This is a genomic window from Cupriavidus plantarum, assembly GCF_905397285.1.
In the GTDB taxonomy this organism is placed as follows: Bacteria; Pseudomonadota; Gammaproteobacteria; order Burkholderiales; family Burkholderiaceae; genus Cupriavidus; species Cupriavidus plantarum.
The window spans coordinates 20952-39513 of sequence record NZ_CAJPUX010000016.1 but is presented as its reverse complement, the minus strand read 5'-3'; the positions used below and the strand labels follow the sequence as shown (position 1 = coordinate 39513).

Genomic DNA, 18562 nt, shown 5'->3' with positions numbered 1-18562 from the left:
CGGCGCCCGCGACATCAACCGCCCGCGTAGCCCGTACTACGACGGCGCCCGCGGTACCGATGTCTACACCGACGGCGCGCTAGTCTGATCGCCTAAACCAGTTGCTCCGGCGTTTCCTCTCTTAGACCCGGTCTCGCGGACCCTCCCACCGCGACCGAGGGGCGCAAGAAACCGGCGGCTTTCGAGCCGCCGGTTTTTTTTCGCCCGCCGGTCCTACGTCCCCGCGACGACGCTTTGCAGCGCGCCGATGAACGTATCCAGCGCATACGGCTTGCGCAGGGAAATCGCGTGCGGCAGAACACGGCGCTGGGCCGGTGTCAGCGTCACGTCATAGCCGCTGACAAAGACGATCCGCAAGGCGGGCCATGCCGCCGCGGCCTCCAGCGCGAGGTCGATCCCCGACGCGCTGCCGAGGCCCACATCGGTCAGCATCACATCGATCCGATGCGCGCGCAGGGCTTGCATCGCTTCCACCTCATTGCTCGCCTCGATCACCTCGATGCCGAAGCTGCGCAGCAGCTCCGCGGAACTCGCGCGCACAAGATCGTCGTCATCGACGAACAGCAGGCGCACATCGGCAAGCCGTGCGACCGGCCCCGCTGCCTTGTGCGGCTCGGGTACCGGCGCGGGCGCGAGCACCGCGCCGCCGCGCGCGATCACGAAGCGGATCTTGCGGGCCAGCGCCTCGTGCGTGTACGGCTTTGACAGCAGTTCGATGCCAGCATCGAGCCGCCCCGCGTGCACGATGGCATTGTCGGTATAACCAGAGGTAAACAGCACCGCGATACCGGGCAGCCGCTCGCGCACCTTCCGCGCCATCTCGGGGCTCCGCATCGGCCCCGGCATCACGACGTCGCTGAACAGCACGTCCACTGGCACGCCGCTCTCGACGATGGCGAGCGCGCTCGCCGCGTCCTTGGCCTTGAGCACGCGATAGCCGAGGTTCGACAGCATATCGACCACGGTATTGCGTACGTCCTCGTCGTCCTCGACCACCAGCACGGTCTCGGTGCCGCCCGTGGCGGCCCCCATGTCGACGTCCGTCTCCAGATCCTCCTCCTGGCGCTCGCGCGGCAGGTAGAGCCTGACGGTCGTGCCGAGACCGGACTCGCTGTAGATCTTCACGTGCCCGCCCGACTGCTTGACGAAGCCGTAGACCATGGACAGCCCGAGGCCCGTGCCCTGTCCTTCCGGCTTGGTCGTGAAGAACGGCTCGAACACGTGCTCCTGCACGTCGGGGGTCATGCCCATGCCCGTGTCGGTCACGGCCACCATCACATATTGGCCGGGCGTGACGTCCGCATGGCGCAGCGCGTAGGCCTCGTCAAGCGAGGCATTGCCGGCTTCGATCGTCAGCCGGCCGTGACCCGCCATCGCGTCGCGTGCATTGATGGCGAGATTGAGCAGCGCGTTCTCGACCTGAAAGGGATCCACGAGCGTGTTCCACAACCCGCCCGCGACGATGGTCTCGATCTCCACGCCATCGCCCAGCGCGCGCCGCAGCATGTCGTCGAGCCCGCGGATGAAGCGGCCCAGATTGACGACCTTCGGCGCGAGCGGCTGCCGCCGGCCGAACGCAAGCAGCTGCGACGCAAGCTTGGCGCCGCGCGATACGCCCGCAAGCGCATTGCGCACGCGCTGCGTCGCGCGTTCCTCCGTGGCCACGTCCGTGGCCAGCAGCTGAAGATTGCCACCGATGACCTGCAGCAGGTTGTTGAAGTCGTGCGCGACGCCGCCGGTCAGCTTGCCGATTGCCTCCATCTTCTGGGCCATGCGCAGCGCCTCGTCGGCATGCCGCAGCGCCTCCGCGGCCTCGCGGTCGCTCGTCACGTCGCGGCCCACGCCATGGATGCGGCTCGACGAAGGATCGAGCGTGAGCGTCCAGGCGATCCACCGCCACTTGCCGTCCTGCCGTCCAAGCCGGCATTCGTGACGCACCGCGCTGCCCTCGCGGCGCAACGCGATCAGCTGTTCCGTCATGCCCACGAGGTCGTCTGGATGCACGAACACAAGGCACGAACGCCCCAGCAGTTCTCCAGGCGTGAGGCTCAGTGTGCGGCGCCATGACGGGCTCACGCGTTCGAGCGTGCCGTCGGCCGCCGTCACCATCAGCAGGTCTTCGCTGAGATCCCACAACCGGTCGCGGTCGGCAACGGCTTCGCTGACGCGGCGTTCGAGCGTCGCGTTCAGTTCGTGCAACGCGTCCTGGGCCTTCGTGCGCTTGGCGATCTCGGCCTGCGCGGCCTGATAGAGGCGCGCGTTGTCGATGGCCACCGCGGCCTGCGCCGCAATCCCCACCAGCACGCGCTCCGCGCGTTCGGTGAACATCCCCGCTTCCGGATGACCGAAGAACAGGCCGCCCAGCACCTCGCCATTGCGCGAGATCACCGGCGCGGCCAGGTAACTGCAAACTTTCAGGTGCCCCTTCGGCATACCGTGATGCGGTGGATTGCGGCCGAAACGCGGATCGCGGGTGATATCGGCGGACCTCACGATGCCCTGCCCGAGGAAGGTCGGCGCGAACACGGCCGTATTGCGGGGCATCGGAAATTTGTCGAACGCTTCCTTCGGCACGCCAGACAGCGTGTAGAGCATGTACGACTCGCCCTTGTCGTCCAGCACATTGTAGAAGAAGGCACCGAACGCCGCGCCCGTCAGTTCCGTCGCGGCATCCGTGACGACCTGCACCGCGCGGCCCAGATCGAGTTCCGCCGCCACCGTCGTGCCGACCTCATTAAGCACCTCGAGTACGCGCGATTCCTCGCGCAGGCGGCGCTCCGTTTCCCGCCGCAGCCGCGACAACTGCAGGTTGCTGGCGACGCGCGCAAGCAGTTCCCGCGCCGAAAACGGCTTGATCAGGTAATCGTCCGCGCCGCTTTCCAGGCCACTCACGCGCGCCTCTTCTCCCGCGCGTGCCGACAGCAGCAGCACAGGCGTGTCCCGCAACGCGGGGTCGTCGCGCAGCACGCGCACCAGCTCCACGCCATCCATGCCCGGCATCATGACGTCGGACACGATCAGGTCCGGCGCCTGCGCGCGCGCGAGGGCCAGCGCTTCGTTGCCGTCGCTGGCGAGGCGTACGGCATGCCCCGCGCCTTCGAGCAGCCGGCGCATGTACTCGCGCAGATCCGCGTTATCGTCGACGACGAGCATCTGGGCGCGCGCACTGCCGTCGATCGCATCGTTCGCGGCGGGCACCGTGACTTCCATCGGCATTGCGACGGTCTCGGCGCCGGTCCCCCACCGCGTGGCCGTCTCCGCGTAGGCACGCGCTTGCGTGCTCATCTCGACGGGCGCGGGCGCGGGCAGCGCCGCGGCGGGTTCCAGCACGCGCGGCAACCGAACGATCGCGCGCGTGCCCGCGCCGAGCTGACTCTCCATCTGGATCACACCACCGTGCTGCTTCACGAGTTCCTGCACGAGCGCGAGCCCGATGCCGCTGCCTTCGATGGAACGCCCCATCGCGCCAGAGACGCGGTGGAAGCGTTCGAACAGGCGCGGTAGCTCCGCTTCCGGGATGCCGATACCCGTATCGCGGATCGCAAGTTCGACATCGCCCGCGTCCGTCCCGCGCACGGACACCTCGATCTCCCCCTCGAACGTGAACTTGTACGCGTTCGACAGCAGGTTCAGGACAATCGTCTCCCAGACCGTGCGATCGACCGAAACGGGCGCCGGCAACGGCGGGCACTCGACCACGAGCCGCAGCCCCGCCGATTCGATCGCGGAACGGAACAGCGAGGCGAGGTCCGCTGTGAATGCCGACAGATCGGTCGGCTGCGGCTGCATCTGCATGCGGCCCGCCTCGATGCGCGAGAAATCCAGCAACGCATTCACGAGCTTGAGCAGGCGCATGCCATTGCGATGCGTAATCTCGAGCAGCGCGTGATCCTCGCCGCCGCCTGGGCGGTTCAGCATTTCCTCGAGCGGCCCCAGCATCAGCGTGAGCGGCGTGCGGAATTCGTGACTGATGTTCGAGAAAAACATCGTCTTGGCGCGATCGATCTCCGCCAGCGCCTCGGCCCGCCGGCGCTCCGCCTCGTAGGCATCGACATAGCCGAACGCCGCGCTGATCTGTCCCGCGATGAGCCCGAGGAAACTGCGGTAGCGATCGCCGACGAGCCGGTAGGGATTCAGGCCGATGACCAGCACGCCGTGCTGCGAGGTCTCGCCGGACGGGGACACGGGCACGATGGCCACCTGCGTGGGCGGCACGCTCCAGGCGCCGCCCGGCAGCGCTTCGACGTCGGCCGGGTGTTCCCGTACCAGCACGCGGCCCGATTGCAGCGCCTCGTAGGCGGGCCAGGGCGCATCGGATGCGGCATCGGCATCGGGCGATTCAGCGCGCAGCGTCGCCGGGGCCATCGCGTGATCGGCGGCGATGCCCTCGCGGCCGGCCAGCGTCAGTTCACCGGCCCCCCGCTCGCCCAGATAGAGCAGCGCGAACGTGACGTCGTACGGGTCGCTCCGCAGGGCCTGCATCGCCACGCGGCAGACCTCCTCGCGCGTGCGCGCCTCCGCGGTGGAGGCAGCCAGCTCGCGCAGCAGCATGAGCTGGCGCTCGGCCAGCACGCGTTCGGTGTCGTCGCTGTTGGCGCAGATGATGCCACCGGTGCCCCCGTGATCGTCCGGTACGGGGCTGTACGAGAACGTGTAATACGTTTCCTCGGGATAGCCGTTGCGCTCCATGATCAGGAGCTTCTGCTCGACGAAGATCCCTTCGACGCCCGCCATGGCGGTGGCGAGTAGCGGGCCGATGTCGTCCCAGATCTCGCGCCATACCGTCATGGTCGGCAACCCGAGCGCCGACGGATGGCGACCGCCGATGATGGCCTTGTACGGGTCGTTGTAGAAGAAAAGGAGTTCGTCGCCCCAGCCGATCCAGATCGGCTGCCGCGACGTCAGCATGATGCGGATCGCGGTCTTGAGGCTCTGCGGCCATTGCGCCGGAGCGCCCAGTGCCGTGGCGCTCCAGTCGAACGCGCGTATGCGCGCCCCCATTTCTCCGCCGCCCGCGAGAAACGCGGGCGAGCCGTCTTCAGCCGGGCCGGCGCTCCCGGCCGGGTGCATTCCGAAGTTGGTCATCCCGGAGTTCGTCATTCCGTTCTCCCGCCCTGCGATCGCACGCTCGGCACCGCATCCTCCGTCCCAAAAGGGCGTGATTGTGATCATCGCCGCGTACGCGCGGTAACGCAATCGGTACACATCACCGACCGGCGTCCGACAACACCGGCGTATAGTGTCTCCGACTCCTCCCGAACCTGCCTGCCATGCAAGACACTACGGGCTCCTACCTGATCGCCATCGCCATGACGGCGGTGCTCACCATCATCACCGTGGCGATGCACTACGAAGCGCTGCGGCTGATCTCCGCCATCCACCCCCGCCGCTGGAGCGGCAAGGTCAATATCGGCGCGATGATCGTGCTGATCATCGCGGCGCATTGCGTCGAGGCCATGATGTTTGGCCTGGGATACTGGCTGGGCACAGACGTGTTCCACGTCGGCTCCCTCAAGGGGATGCCCGACCACGGCACCGCCGCGTACATCTATTTCTCTCTCGAAACCTTCACCACGCAGAGCATCGGCGACATCTTCCCGGTGGGTCCGCTGCGGCTCCTGGCGGCCGTGGAGCCGGTCGTCGGCCTGATGCTGATCGGCTGGTCGACGTCGTTCACGTTCCTGCAAATGCGGCGGGACTGGCGCGCGGACGATGCGGGGGAGGTGGACGACAGCGCCTGACCCCGCGGTAGCGCGGTCCGAAAAGACAATGACGGTGACGTTACCGGAGGCGATCTTAAGCACGGAAGGCTAAGCTCGAAATCGGCGTCCCTCCTACAAACTTGTGAGATTCGAGGAAGTTGCGACGGCGGGGCGTTCGATGAAAAGATAAGTTGCCGTCATCCACGGCGCTGTCTGATCAAACTCGGAGGGAATCGTGCCGACCACGAACAAGAAAAAACTCGGGCCACTGGGCGCATGGATTGGCATGCTGCTCGCCCTCTTCGCGACGTGCCTCGCGTCGCAGGCGCATGCCCAGACGCCGTCGCCGCTGCCGGAATGGCAGTATTCGGTCGGCGTGCCACTGCGCAAGCTATTTTCTCCCGACCTGCCGACCTGGGAAGTCCGTGTTGGTGCCGCCATGACGGTGCGGCCGCGCTATGACGGTGCAAGCGATTACTACATCCTTGGCGGCCCCAGCATCGACGTGCGCTACAAGGACCTCGCATTCGCCTCGACGGGGGAGGGGATCGGCTTCAACGCCATCCATACCGAACGCGTTCGTGCGGGCCTGGCCATCACCTACGACATGGGCCGCCGCGAGAAGAAAGACCACGACCATCTGGCCGGCATGGGCAATATCGGCATCGTGCCAGAGTCGAAGATCTTCGCGGAGTACGTCGTGTCGAAGGAATTTCCGCTGGTGATCCGCGCGAATATCCGGCGCCAGCTGGGCGGCTCGGATGGCTGGGTCGGCGATGTGGGCGCTTATATGCCGATGCCGGGCAGTTCGGAGAAATTCTTCTGGTTCCTCGGCCCGACCATGACCTTTGCCGATTCGCGTTACATGCAGACATGGTTCGGCGTGAACGGGCAGCAGGCGGCGCGGTCTGGCTACGCGGAATACCACCCGAGCGGCGGCATCAAGTCCTATGGCGGCGGCGTGTCCGCCATCTGGATGTTCAGCAAGCACTGGTTCGCCACCGCCGATTTCGGCGTCTCGGCCCTGGTCGGCGACGCGCGCAACAGCCCCATTGTGCAGCGCTCGACGAACCTGACCGGCGATATCTCGGTCAACTATCAGTTCTGACCGCTCATGCCTGCGCGGGCCGCGGCCGGCGCAGGTATCCCTCCACGACGGTGCGCAGGGCCGGCAGCTTCCCCGTGAAGAAGTGCCCGGCGCCGGGGATCACCACCACCGGCAGCTCCTGCGGGCGTGCCCATTCGAATACGTTGATGAGCGGCACGCGTTCGTCGCGTTCGCCATGCACGACGAGCGCATCCGGCGCGGCCTCCGCTACCGCGGGCGTGTCGTAGGCGAGGGTCTCCGACAACCGTCCGCTGGGCATGCCCGAGAGGATCAGGTGCGCAATGGACGCACCGTCCTCCACGATTTCACCGAGACCGAGCGTCAGCACGAAGGCGCCGAACGAGAAGCCGGCCAGCGCGAGCGGCAGACCGGCATGCCGTGCGCGCAGCGCGCGCATGACGGCCAGCACGTCCTGCGCTTCTCCCGGGCCGCCATCGTAGCTGCCCTCGCTCGCGCCGACGCCCCGATAGTTCGGCCGCGCCACGAGGAAACCATGCCCCTGCAGCGCGCGGGCGAGCACCTGCGGAATCTTGTGTTCGGCGGTGCCGCCCTGGCTCGGATGCGGGTGCGCGACCACAGCGATGCCCGTGGGGGCGGCAACCGGCGTATCGATCAAGACTTCGAGTGCGCCCGCGGGACCGGGGAATGATTCGCGGCGGGTCGGAGGAGGAGAGGCGTTGGCGGCGTTGCTGGAAGCGTTGGAAGCGTTTGAAGCGTTGGGGGGCGAGACCATGGGTGAGCGAGAGAATGCGTTCGATGTGCGACGCAGCATACCCGCAGCATGGCCCGCGCCGCAATCAGTGTGGCCGGTCCGGCTGCGCTCCCGACACTACCGCCGCGATCTCCGCGCGCCGCACGCTGACGCAATCGTCGAGTTCCAGACCTTCCGCCACCACGAGCATCTCGGCCCCGCGACTGATCGCGTCAATCTTGCCGTACCAGAGATCGGGCCCGGCCACACCGGTCAGGCGAATGCTGAATTCCGTCTGCTGGTCACGGCTGCAGACGGTGACCAGATCGCCGACCTCGGGCGTCGCGGCCTCCTCCGCCATCGACACCTCCCGGGCCGGTACCGTCAGGGGCATCTGCGCGATGCCGCGCGCGAACCTCGCTTGCATGGTCAACTCCTGCACGTCGTATCTCGTATTGCTGAAGCATAGGAGTACGTCGGCGATTCGCAATGTCGTGTGCGCGCGAGTCGTCTTATCCCCCACCCGGCACGGGTCTTGCGTCCTCCAAAACTGACAAACGTGTCAGACAGCGCCGGATAGTTACAAGGTGTTTCAGCGCGCAAGATTGATGCCACCAGACTGAAAGACAGAAGGAGATCACCATGGAAGCCACGCTTCATGTCATGCCGTACGGTGCCGGCTGGGACGTCATTCACGAAGGTTCGCGCTATGCCGAGTCCCACCACGCGACGCTCGATGAAGCGATCGCCGCTGGCACGCGCCGCGCACGCCTGACGAAGGTCGAGCTGCTGGTGCACGGCACCGACGGCGAGGTCCGCGCGCGCAGCATGCCGGCCTGATCTTCAAACACCGCTACACGCTGCCGCCCGGTTAAATCAACCGGGCGCGCACGCTCACTCTCCCGCCGAACCCTCGCGCGGCAGCGTTACCAGGAAGACCGTCTCCCCCTCACCCGAGTGCGCATCGACCGTGCCGCCATGCAGCGTCACGAGTTCGCGCGTGATGTAGAGGCCCAGCCCCAGGCCCTGGGACATTCCCCCGCCATTTGCCACACCACCCACGCCGCCGAGCGCACCGCTCTGGCTGCCGCTCGACGCGCCCGAACGAAATGCCTCGAAGATATGCGGCAGCACCGCGGGATCGATCGCACCGCCGTTCCGCACCGTGATCGACACACGCGCGGCATCCTCGCCATTCACCTCTACCGAGATCGGCGTCTGCGCATCGCCATGATGCAGGGCATTGCCGATGAGGTTCGTCATGACCTGCGAGATCAGGTCCGGATCGATCTGCGCCATCGTATTGCCGTGGGAGGAGATGGTGATGCGACCCTTGCCGTAGGCCACCTCGTACTCGTCGACGATCGCCGTACAGATGGCGTGAACATCCTCCTTCATCGGATTCAGATGCACGCGGCCGCCATGCAGACGCGCCACGTGCAGCAGCTGGTCCACCATGCGCGCCATACGTTCGCTGCTGCGCTGGATGCGGTCCGTCGCGGGCCGCAGTTTCTCTTCGCCGCCGAAGCGCCCGAGGAAGGACGCCGATGCGATGATGGCCGACAGCGGCGTGCGCAGATCGTGCGCCAGCACGGCCATCAGCATCTCGTTGGTCTTGAGCAACTGCTCGGCGGTCTTGAGCTGCTCGGCCATCTGCTGCTTGTTGCGTGCGAGCTGCACGAACACGTCCACCTTGGCCGCCAGCACGCGCGCATCGATTGGCTTGAACAGGAAGTCCACCGCACCGCTCGCGTAACCCCGGAAGGCGCGCTGGCTGTCCTCGCCCGCGGCGGTCAGGAACAGGATCGGGATATGGCTGGTGCGCTTGCTGCCGCGCATGAGTTCGGCCAGCTCGAAACCGTCCATCTCCGGCATGTGGACGTCGAGAATGGCGAGGCCGAATTCGTGCTCGAGCAGCAGTTCCAGCGCCTGCGCGCCGGAGTTGGCATGGACGATCTCGACATCGGGCTTGGCCAGCACGGCATCGAGCGCCGTCAGGTTGCTCGCGATGTCGTCGACCGCAAGGATCTTGATGGGTGTGGACATGGTGTTCGTGATCGTCTTTCGCTACTTCATTCGCTGAATTCCCGGCGCAGAGCCTCGCCGATATTGGCCAGCGGCAGAATGCGATCGGCGGCGCCGCGCGCGATCGCATGTTCGGGCATCGTCGCCACCGCCGCGCTCGCGGGGGACTGCACCCATGTCATACCGCCGCCCGCGCGAATCGCGTGCAGGCCGCGGGCCCCATCGTCATTGGCGCCGGACAGCAGGATGCCCAGCACGCCGTCGCGCCACGCCACCGCGGCGGACTCGAACAGCACGTCGATCGACGGCCGCGAATAGCGCACCGGCGGCTCCACCGACAGCGAGAACGATGCACCCTCGCCCGGCCCGATAAGGCCGTCTCGCTCCACCAGCAAATGGTAGTCGGAGGGTGCCGTATAAATGTGTCGAGGCAGCACGGGCATCTTGTCTTCCGCCTCGCGCACCGGCAGCGCACAGCGCTCGCCGAAGACCTCGGGCAGGAGGCTCGGCGTATCGGGCCGCAGGTGCATGACGACGATGACGGGCGGTGCAAAGTCCGCGGGCAGCTGCGGCAGCAGCACGTTGAGCGCCTCGATGCCGCCCGCCGATGCGCCGATCACGATCGCGGCCGGACGCCGCCGCGGCATCGTTGTCGGCTTGCCGTTGGAAGAAGGCTGCACAGGCGGGGGGGAAGGGCGCGCGCTCATGGATATGCCTCAGACCTTGCGATACAACCGTTCGCGTGCGTCGACGGTCTCGAAGTCGCCCGCGTGGGCCGTGAACTGCAGGCTCTCCTTGCTGCCGAGCCCGAGGAAACCGCGCCGCGCGAGCGCATCGCGGAACAGGCCGATCGCGCGGTCCTGCAATCCGCGATCGAAATAGATCAGCACGTTGCGGCACGAGATCAGCTGCGCCTCCTGGAAGACGCTGTCGGTGGCAAGGCTGTGGTCGGCGAACACCGACTGGCGAATCAGGTTCGCGCTGAACTTGGCCTTGCCATAGGCGGCATGATAGTAGTCGGATAGCGAGCGGCGTCCGCCGGCCGCGAGGTAGTTCTCGCCGAACACGCGCAGGCGGCCCGCATCGTACACGCCCGCGCGCGCGGCCACGAGCGCTTCCGGATTGATGTCGGTGGCATAGAACACCGTGCGTTCGGCGAGGCCTTCCTCCTCGAACAGGATCGCGAGCGACCACAGCTCCTCGCCGCTGCTGCAGCCGGCCACCCACACGTTGACCGACGGATAGGTCTGGAGGACGGGCACCACGTGCTCGCGAATCGCGCGAAAGTAGCTCGGGTCCCGGAACATCTCGCTGACCTGCACGGTGAGGTACTGCAGCAGGCGCGCGAAGACTGCCGTATCGCGCAGCATGCGGTCCTGCAACTGCGACAGCGTTTCCAGGCCGAAGTCCTGCGTCGCCTGCGCAAGCCGGCGACGCAGCGACGCGCGCGCGTAGCGCCGGAAGTCGTGCTGATACTTGCGAAAGATCGCCTCCAGCAGCAGGTCGAGTTCGATCTCGAACGTCGCATCGGGCAATCGGATATCGCCGTTCGCGTCGTCCGGAAGGGACATCTGGGGTTTCAGCTTGCGTGTAGCCATACGCGGCACAGGGAAAGAAGTTTGTCGACGTCGATGGGCTTGGCGATATAGTCGTTGGCGCCGGCCTGCAGGCAGGCCTCGCGGTCCGACGGCATCGCCTTGGCTGTGAGCGCGATGATCGGCAGCCGTCCGTGCTGCGGCATGGCGCGGATCGCGCGCATCGCGGTAATGCCATCCATCTCCGGCATCATGACGTCCATCAGCACAAGGTCCACGTCACCCTGCTCCGCGAGCTTGTCGAGCGCCTCGCGGCCGCTTCGCGCGATCTCCACGGTAGCGCCGAGTGGCTCCAGCACGCGCGACAGCGCGAAGATGTTGCGCGCATCGTCCTCCGCGAGCAGCACCTTGCGGCCGTCGAACGCATCGTCACGGCTGCGCGCGTCGCGCAGCATGCGCTGCTGCTCGGGCGGGAGGGCCGATTCCACGCTATGCAGGAACAGCGTCACTTCGTCGAGCAAGCGCTCGGGCGACCGTGCGCCCTTGATGATGATCGACTTGGAATGGCGGCGCAGCCGCTGCTCGTCTTCGGCCGACAGCTGGCGGCCCGTGTAGACGATAACAGGAGGCATCGCCTGCGCGTCGTCGCCGGCGTCCTCCGCCATGCGGGCAAGCAGATCGTGGCCCGTGCCATCGGGCAGCGCCATGTCCATGACCACGCAGTCGAACCGCTGGCGCGACAGCGCGGCGGCGGCTTCCGCGATGCTGTCGGCCGTGACGATCTCCACCTCGAGCGAGTTCAGCAGCGCGCGGATGCTTTCGCGCAGCACCGCGTCGTCTTCCACCACGAGCACATGGCGCATGCCCTGCACCATGCGCGCTTCAAGCCCCCGAATCGCGGCGGCCAGCTGGTCGCGGCCGCTTGGCTTGAACGTGTAGCCGATGGCGCCCCGATGCAGCGCCGCTTCCGCATGGTCGCTGACGGAGATCAGGTGCGTGGGGATGTGGCGCGTGGCGGGATCGTGCTTGAGCCAGTCGAGCAGCGTCAGGCCCGATTGGTCGGGCAGCGCCACGTCGAGCAGGATGCCGCAGGGCTGATGCTCACGCGCGAGTTCCAGGCCCGCGCCCGACGTCGTCGCATGGATGCAGTCGAAGTCGAGCTCGTGCGCCAGGTTGTAGAGGATGTCGGCGAATGCGAGGTCGTCCTCGACCACGAGAATCAGGCGGCTGCCGCGCGAGCGCCGCTCGCGGTCGTCGGCGATCGGCGCGGGCCAGTGCGGGTTGCCGGGTGTCGATCCGGCCGTCAAAGCGCCCGGCGAGCCGTTCGCGGGCATGTCCGGCGCGGGGCCGGGCATCGCGGGCGCCGGCACGCGTGAAGCCGTCGGCGCCGCGGCCGACGCGGCAGCGGGAGCGGCGGGCGCCGCGCGGGAAACCGGCACAAACGGCACACCGGTTGTCACCAGACCCGCTCGCCGCGTCTCGTCGTCGGCGCCCAGCACGCGTGGCAACGTCAGCGCGAACACGCTGCCCTGTCCCGGCTCGCTCGCCACGGCGATGGTGCCGCCGAGCAGGCGCGTCAGCTCGCGCGAGATCGACAATCCCAGCCCCGTGCCGCCAAAGCGCCGGCTCGTGGTGCCATCCGCCTGCTGGAACGCCTCGAAGATGACCTGCTGCTTGTCGCGCGGGATGCCGATGCCCGTGTCCCGCACTTCGAATCGCACGGTATCGTCGCCCTGCGCGGCGATGGCCAGGGTTACGCTGCCCTGCTCCGTGAACTTGAACGCGTTCGACAGCAGGTTCTTGAGCACCTGCTGCAGGCGCTGGCTGTCCGTGACGATCGTCGGCGGCGTGCCCGGCATCGTCTCCACGCGCATCGCCAGGCGCTTCTGCGCGGCCACCGGCTGGAACATGTGCTCCAGCGTGCGGACGAACGTCTCCACATCGACCTCTTCCGGCTCGATGGTCAGGTGGCCCGCCTCGATCTTCGACAGATCGAGGATGTCGTTGATGAGATTCAGCAGATCGGTGTTGGCCGCATGGATCGTGGCCGCGTAACGCACCTGCTCCTCGTTCAGCGTGCCGGGCTTGTTTTCCTGCAGCAGCTTCGCCAGGATCAGCGCGCTGTTCAGCGGCGTGCGCAGTTCGTGCGACATGTTGGCGAGGAACTCGCTCTTGTACTGGTTCGAGCGCTCGAGCGCGCGCGCATTGGCGGCCAGTTCGGCCTGGAACGCGAGCATCTCGCGCTTCTGCGCCTCCAGTCGCTGCGCGTGTTCCTCAAGCTGGACGTTGGTCTGCTCGAGTTCCGCCTGCTGGGCCTCCAGCCGTGCCTGCGATTCCATCAGCGCGCGGCCGCGTTCCTCCAGTTCCTCGTTGGAGACCCGCAGCTCTTCCTGCTGGACCTGCAGCTCCTCGCTCTGACGCTGCGTCTCGGTGAGCAGCGTCTCCAGCCGACGCCGGTAGAGCGCCGCGCGCAGCAGCATGCCGATCGGCTCGCCGAGGCGCTCGAACAGCTCCACCACGTCCGCGGTGTCGCGCTCCATGCCGACGAAGCCGAGTTCGACCACGCCGACGGTCTCCCCCTCGGCGAGCAGCGGCGCGGCGATGATCTCGCCGGCGCCAGTGCGGCCGAGCGCGGACGACACGGGCAGGTAATCCGCGGGAAGTCCGCCGATGGCGATCACGCGGCCCTCCGCCGCGGCCTGTCCGGCGATGGTCTGGCCCGAGGCCAGCACGTCTGGCGTGGACTGCGGCAGCGCCCAGCCCGCGAGCCGCCGCAGCGAGCCGCCATCGCACTCGTACACCGCGCCGACGTGCGCGCCCAGCGTCTGGGCCAGCGCGCGCACCAGCGCATCCCCCACGTTGCCGGCCGACTGGGGATTGCGCACGGCCTGGTGGATCCGGACCTGCGATTGCTGCAGCCATACGCTGCGCTGCACCGCCAGTCGCGAGACCGTGTAGCGATAAACCGTGACGGCGAGAAACCAGATGACGACGAAACCGATGCTGCGGTTGACGATCGCGATGCCCGGGTCCGCCCCCGCCGGCGACAGGAAGAAGCCGACCACGAGCAGGATGGACGTGCTCGCGGCCGTCAGCAGCGGCAAGCGCGGGCTGTCCGCGAACAGCGCGATGCAGACCGGAATGAGGTAGAACAGCCACGCGGTGACCCCGAGCGGCGTCACCGCGTCCGCGACGAAGACGACCGCAAGCGCGACGGGCACGACGATCGTGCCAATCAGGAAACGTTGAAACGAGGTCTGTCTCAAACCGATCATGGAGATCAACGGGAGTGGGGGCGACCGGACCCTTTGCCAGGGGAGGAAGGCAAGGCGGGCAAACCGTGGCGCAAGGCGCTCCATCCTACCGCGCGTGTCAGCGCATGGCTGTCGGTGTGCCGCCGACAATGGGTGCGCCGCGGCAGACCATGCGCGGCCGCCTCATAGGGCCCGGCGCACGGCTTCGAACCGCCCGATACCCCCCTTCGGACGCGCGGACTTTTCTGACCGGTCTGGCAAAATGCCGGCAGATGACGCAACCGTACTCGCCCATGTTCCTGTCGCCCCGGGTCTATACGTCCCCGCGGTGGCGCTTTATTCGCTGGATCGCGGATCCAGGGCGCGACGTCACGCCTGAAATCCGCCAGGCGCTGGTGGGCAGCCTGTTTGGCACGCTCTCCATCTTCTATGGTGGCATGCTGAACACGGTGCTCGTGGGGCTCGTCATCACGCTCCATATGAGAACCGCGCCATTCTATGGCTGGCTGGCCGTCGAGGTCGCGATCTGCCTCGCGCGCATCGTCGTGATGACCCTCGCGCGGCGCGCCGGCATTGCGCGACAGCCCACGCCCACCGACCTGCATATCGCGCTCGCGCTGGCGTGGGCCGCCAGCGTCGGCTTCGGGACGTTCCTCTGTGTCACGCGCGGCGACTGGCTGTCCGCGGCAATGGCCTGTCTCTCCGCGGCGGCGATGTGCGGCGGCATCTGCTTCCGCAATTACGGGGCGCCCCGCATGACCACGCTCATGATCCTGCTGAGCCTGGGACCGACCTGCGTCGGCGCGCTCGTGGTCGGCGAACCGCTGTTCCTGCTTACGCTCCTGCAATTGCCGGTGTACGTGGTGAGCATGTCCAGCGCCTCGTTCCGCATGAACGCGATGGTCGTGGCCACGATGCGGTCCGAGCGCGAGAACGCGCATCGCGCGCGGCACGACTCGCTGACGGGCCTGCTCAACCGCGCGAGCCTGATCGCTGAGATCCGAGAGGCCAGCGCGGCACGCATGGCGGCGGGGCGCTACCTGACACTGCTATATCTCGATCTGGATGGTTTCAAACCGATCAACGATTCGTATGGCCATGGATGCGGAGATGAACTGCTCGTGCGCGTCGGCGAGCGGCTGCGCGATGCGGTACCGGGGCGCGGGCACGTCTACCGGATCGGCGGGGACGAATTCGTGATCATGCTGCGCAACGAAAGCCGCGAGAGCGTGCAGGCGCTGGCCCAGCAACTCTTGCGCGAGATTGGCGCGAGCTATGAATTGTCGGGCGGAATGCAGGTGCGGCTCGGCGTGAGTATCGGCATTGCGCACGTCCGGCCCGAGGGCCAGAACGCGGACGCCATCCTGAACATGGCCGACCGCGCGCTGTACATGGCCAAGGCGCAGGGGAAGGGCCGCTACGAGTTCGCGGCGCCCGAGCACGAGACCGCGGCAGGCACCGAGTGAACGTGTAACCGTTCAGTTCCCACCCTGACCACTCTGGCTACTCTGGCCATCCTCCCCATGCTCTTCCGGCGGCAACATCCCCATCAGATAGGCATTGAGGCGGGAAAGCTCCTGCGCGATGTTCCCGGGGAACCCCTGTCGGTCACCTCGGCGGTCGATCAGCAGATCGGCCAGATACGCCAGCAGCGCGGACTCGTTGGCCGCCAGCACCGCCAGCTGGTTCGCGATGCGCGGATAGCCATGGAACAATTCGAGGGGCCGCGCCTGCGCAGGCAACTCGCGCAGCCATCGCAACGCGCCGGGCGAAAGCTTCTGCGGCACCATGGTCTGCGGGTCGCGCCGCTCGGTCCAGTCGGCGCTTTCGCGCCTCGGCGCCTCGCCGTCCAGGATCCGCTTGGCCTCTTCGACGCTCACGAACTCAAAAGATATGGGGTCCATGCCGACATTCTATCGGCCATCCGCCTGACAATCGTGTCCGATGTTGCGCCCATGCCACCGTGCAAATTCGAAACGCCAACGTGAAATAGCGGATTGCTGAAAGACGCCGGGCGCGGCTATCGAAACAATTGAACAATTCGATATGACGCAAAGGCAGGCATCTGCCATAGTGCATTCGAACATCACCGGGAACGCAGGGGTCCCGGAACCCGCCGCGGGGCGACCCTCCGCGGTGTCCCACAACGACAAGGCATGCTCATGGATGGCATGCCAGCCCGCATCAAGGAATCGTCATGAGCAAATTGACCACCGCCTTCGGCGCACCCGTACCCGACAACCAGAACATTCAGACCGCCGGCCCCCGTGGCCCCGCGCTGCTGCAGGATGTCTGGTTCCTCGAAAAGATGGCGCACTTCGACCGCGAAGTCATTCCCGAGCGCCGCATGCACGCCAAGGGCGCCGGTGCGTTTGGCTCGTTCACCGTGACCCACGACATCACGAAATACACGCGCGCCAAGCTGTTCTCGGAAGTCGGCAAGAAGACCGAGCTGTTCGTGCGCTTCTCGAGCGTGGCCGGCGAGCGCGGTGCAGCCGATGCGGAACGCGACATCCGGGGCTTCGCGGTCAAGTTCTACACCGAGGAAGGCAACTGGGATCTGGTCGGCAACAACACGCCCGTGTTCTTCATCAAGGACCCGCTCAAGTTCCCCGACCTGAACCACGTGGTGAAGCGCGACCCGCGTACGGGCCTGCGCAGCGCCGAGAGCAACTGGGACTGGTGGACGCAGTCGCCGGAGTCGTTCCATCAGGTGACCTACGTGATGGGCGACCGCGGCATTCCGCGCTCCTTCCGCCATATGCACGGCTTCGGCAGCCACACGTATAGCTTCATCAGCGCCCAGCAGGAGCGCTTCTGGGTGAAGTTCCACTTCGTGTCGCAGCAGGGCGTCGAGAACCTGACCGACGCGGAAGCCGCCGAGGTGGTGGGCCGTGACCGCGAGTCGAACCAGCGCGACCTGTACGAAGCTATCGAACGCGGCGAGTTCCCGCGCTGGAAGCTGTTCGTGCAGATCATGCCGGAGAAGGAAGCGGGTTCGTATCGCATCAACCCGTTCGATCTGACGAAGGTCTGGCCGCACAAGGACTATCCGCTGATCGAAGTCGGCGTGATGGAACTGAATCGCAATCCGGACAACTTCTTCGCGGACGTCGAGCAGGCCGCGTTCGCACCTTCGACGATCGTGCCGGGCATCGGCTTCTCGCCGGACAAGATGCTGCAGGGCCGTCTGTTCTCGTACGGCGATGCGGCGCGCTATCGCCTGACCGTCAATCACTTCCAGATTCCGGTCAACGCCCCGCGCGCGGCGAAGAACGTCAACTTCTACCACCGCGACGGCGTGATGCGCGTCGATGGCAACTTCGGCAGCCGCATCGGCTACGAGCCGAACACGCGCGGCGAATGGCAGGAGCAGCCCGACTACCGCGAGCCGCCGCTGTCGCTGGAAGGCGCCGCCGACCACTGGAACCACCGCGTGGACGACGACTACTTCTCGCAGGCCGGCGATCTGTTCCGCCTGATGCCGGCCGACGCCCAGCAGCGCCTGTTCGAGAACACCGCGCGCGCCATGGCGGGTGTGTCGCGTCCGATCAAGGACCTGCACATCAAGCACTGCACGCAGGCGGATCCGGCGTACGGGGCCGGCGTGGCCGCGGCGATCGAGGCGTTCGACGCCAAAAAGTAAGCGCTAGCGCGATGCCCCTCCCCCTCCCCGTCGGGGGGGGGGGCAACCTTCAGGATGAACGATCATGAGTGACGCACCGCAATCGATGCACAACGACTCGACGCAGCAGGACGATGAACGCATGCTCGACGCGATGCGCGAAGTCTTTACCCTCGCCCGCAGCGGCGACGGCGACAGCCTCGCGGCGCTGATCGAGCGTGGCCTGCCCCCGAACCTGCGCAACGAGAAAGGTGACAGCCTGCTGATGCTGGCGAGCTACTACGGGCATGCGGATGCCGTGCGCGCGCTGCTGGCGCATGGCGCCAATCCCGACCTGCGCAACGAGGCCGGTCAGACACCGTTGGCGGGCGCGGCCTTCAAGGGCTTCCGGGAGATCGTCGAACTGCTGCTGACCCATGGCGCCGACGTCGAGGGCGCTTCGCCCGACGGCCGCACGGCCCTGATGACGGCGGCGATGTTCAACCGCACCGAAATCGTGGAGCTGCTGATCGCCCACGGCGCCAACCCCGACGCGCGCGACAGCCGCGGCATGACGGCCGCGGACGCGGCGGCATTCATGGCCGGCCGCGGCGGCGCCCAGCTGGGCCCCATGCACTGACAC

The 18562-nt window shown here is 66.9% G+C and carries 14 protein-coding genes; 6 read left to right on the top strand and 8 right to left on the bottom strand.

The window, feature by feature from the left end; translation table 11 throughout:
• Positions 1 to 213: 213 nt before the first annotated feature.
• Entirely contained in the window at positions 214 to 5085 is a 4872-nt protein-coding gene (locus KHP16_RS27830; protein ID WP_244836097.1) for a response regulator, read from the bottom strand.
• Positions 5086 to 5270: 185 nt separating this feature from the next.
• Between KHP16_RS27830 and KHP16_RS27825 the strand changes: the two genes are divergently transcribed.
• Both KHP16_RS27825 and KHP16_RS27820 read left to right on the top strand, forming a co-directional pair.
• On the top strand, positions 5271 to 5741 hold the full coding sequence (locus KHP16_RS27825) for an ion channel (protein ID WP_109585475.1): 471 nt from the start codon (positions 5271 to 5273) through the stop codon (positions 5739 to 5741).
• Between the two features lie 247 nt (positions 5742 to 5988).
• Complete coding sequence (locus KHP16_RS27820; RefSeq protein ID WP_109585556.1) at positions 5989 to 6810, top strand: MipA/OmpV family protein; 822 nt, start codon at positions 5989 to 5991, stop codon at positions 6808 to 6810.
• 4 nt (positions 6811 to 6814) lie between these two features.
• Here the strand turns inward: KHP16_RS27820 and KHP16_RS27815 are convergent, their stop codons facing one another.
• Together KHP16_RS27815 and KHP16_RS27810 are read right to left on the bottom strand one after the other, a co-directional pair.
• A complete protein-coding gene (locus KHP16_RS27815) occupies positions 6815 to 7426 on the bottom strand; it encodes an alpha/beta hydrolase (protein WP_244214623.1) in 612 nt (203 codons plus the stop codon).
• A 181-nt stretch (positions 7427 to 7607) separates the two neighbouring features.
• Positions 7608 to 7928, bottom strand: a complete 321-nt coding sequence (locus KHP16_RS27810) for a hypothetical protein (RefSeq protein WP_115953447.1) — start codon at positions 7926 to 7928, stop codon at positions 7608 to 7610.
• Between the two features lie 215 nt (positions 7929 to 8143).
• Between KHP16_RS27810 and KHP16_RS27805 the strand changes: the two genes are divergently transcribed.
• Complete coding sequence (locus KHP16_RS27805; protein ID WP_109585478.1) at positions 8144 to 8341, top strand: DUF2188 domain-containing protein; 198 nt, start codon at positions 8144 to 8146, stop codon at positions 8339 to 8341.
• Positions 8342 to 8395: 54 nt separating this feature from the next.
• On the opposite strand, the gene KHP16_RS27800 is transcribed toward KHP16_RS27805, so the two are convergent.
• Genes KHP16_RS27800 through KHP16_RS27785 form a run of 4 tightly spaced genes read right to left on the bottom strand, consistent with a single transcriptional unit; the run spans position 8396 to position 14336 of the window.
• Positions 8396 to 9547: a hybrid sensor histidine kinase/response regulator gene (locus tag KHP16_RS27800; RefSeq protein ID WP_115953448.1), complete on the bottom strand. Its 1152-nt coding sequence runs from the start codon at positions 9545 to 9547 to the stop codon at positions 8396 to 8398.
• Positions 9548 to 9573: 26 nt separating this feature from the next.
• Positions 9574 to 10233, bottom strand: coding sequence for a chemotaxis protein CheB (locus KHP16_RS27795; RefSeq protein ID WP_115953449.1), 660 nt, complete (start codon positions 10231 to 10233; stop codon positions 9574 to 9576).
• 9 nt (positions 10234 to 10242) lie between these two features.
• Positions 10243 to 11097 (bottom strand): CheR family methyltransferase, encoded by an 855-nt coding sequence (locus tag KHP16_RS27790; RefSeq protein ID WP_115953450.1) that lies wholly within the window; start codon positions 11095 to 11097, stop codon positions 10243 to 10245.
• Positions 11098 to 11105: 8 nt separating this feature from the next.
• Positions 11106 to 14336, bottom strand: a complete 3231-nt coding sequence (locus KHP16_RS27785; RefSeq protein WP_244836095.1) for a response regulator — start codon at positions 14334 to 14336, stop codon at positions 11106 to 11108.
• Between the two features lie 272 nt (positions 14337 to 14608).
• Here KHP16_RS27785 and KHP16_RS27780 point away from each other — a divergent pair, with 272 nt between their 5' ends.
• Positions 14609 to 15781, top strand: coding sequence for a GGDEF domain-containing protein (locus KHP16_RS27780; RefSeq protein WP_109585557.1), 1173 nt, complete (start codon positions 14609 to 14611; stop codon positions 15779 to 15781).
• 12 nt (positions 15782 to 15793) lie between these two features.
• Here KHP16_RS27780 and KHP16_RS27775 read toward each other — a convergent pair whose 3' ends face one another.
• Positions 15794 to 16219 (bottom strand): hypothetical protein, encoded by a 426-nt coding sequence (locus tag KHP16_RS27775; protein WP_211961593.1) that lies wholly within the window; start codon positions 16217 to 16219, stop codon positions 15794 to 15796.
• 293 nt (positions 16220 to 16512) lie between these two features.
• Between KHP16_RS27775 and KHP16_RS27770 the strand changes: the two genes are divergently transcribed.
• Positions 16513 to 17961, top strand: a complete 1449-nt coding sequence (locus tag KHP16_RS27770; protein WP_109585484.1) for a catalase — start codon at positions 16513 to 16515, stop codon at positions 17959 to 17961.
• A gap of 85 nt (positions 17962 to 18046) precedes the next feature.
• Entirely contained in the window at positions 18047 to 18559 is a 513-nt protein-coding gene (locus tag KHP16_RS27765) for an ankyrin repeat domain-containing protein (protein ID WP_373561985.1), read from the top strand.
• The last annotated feature ends 3 nt before the right edge of the window (positions 18560 to 18562 follow it).

What these genes read in the sequence shown, in the direction of transcription:
- KHP16_RS27770 (WP_109585484.1), top strand. Translation starts at nt 16,513, where the DNA reads ATGAGCAAATTGACCACCGCCTTCGGCGCACCCGTACCCGACAACCAG.
- KHP16_RS27790 (WP_115953450.1), bottom strand. Translation starts at nt 11,097, where the DNA reads ATGTCCCTTCCGGACGACGCGAACGGCGATATCCGATTGCCCGATGCG.
- KHP16_RS27775 (WP_211961593.1), bottom strand. Translation starts at nt 16,219, where the DNA reads ATGGACCCCATATCTTTTGAGTTCGTGAGCGTCGAAGAGGCCAAGCGG.
- KHP16_RS27780 (WP_109585557.1), top strand. Translation starts at nt 14,609, where the DNA reads ATGTTCCTGTCGCCCCGGGTCTATACGTCCCCGCGGTGGCGCTTTATT.
- KHP16_RS27810 (WP_115953447.1), bottom strand. Translation starts at nt 7,928, where the DNA reads ATGCAAGCGAGGTTCGCGCGCGGCATCGCGCAGATGCCCCTGACGGTA.
- KHP16_RS27765 (WP_373561985.1), top strand. Translation starts at nt 18,047, where the DNA reads ATGCACAACGACTCGACGCAGCAGGACGATGAACGCATGCTCGACGCG.
- KHP16_RS27785 (WP_244836095.1), bottom strand. Translation starts at nt 14,336, where the DNA reads ATGATCGGTTTGAGACAGACCTCGTTTCAACGTTTCCTGATTGGCACG.
- KHP16_RS27805 (WP_109585478.1), top strand. Translation starts at nt 8,144, where the DNA reads ATGGAAGCCACGCTTCATGTCATGCCGTACGGTGCCGGCTGGGACGTC.
- KHP16_RS27830 (WP_244836097.1), bottom strand. Translation starts at nt 5,085, where the DNA reads ATGACCAACTTCGGAATGCACCCGGCCGGGAGCGCCGGCCCGGCTGAA.
- KHP16_RS27820 (WP_109585556.1), top strand. Translation starts at nt 5,989, where the DNA reads ATGCTGCTCGCCCTCTTCGCGACGTGCCTCGCGTCGCAGGCGCATGCC.
- KHP16_RS27795 (WP_115953449.1), bottom strand. Translation starts at nt 10,233, where the DNA reads ATGAGCGCGCGCCCTTCCCCCCCGCCTGTGCAGCCTTCTTCCAACGGC.
- KHP16_RS27825 (WP_109585475.1), top strand. Translation starts at nt 5,271, where the DNA reads ATGCAAGACACTACGGGCTCCTACCTGATCGCCATCGCCATGACGGCG.
- KHP16_RS27800 (WP_115953448.1), bottom strand. Translation starts at nt 9,547, where the DNA reads ATGTCCACACCCATCAAGATCCTTGCGGTCGACGACATCGCGAGCAAC.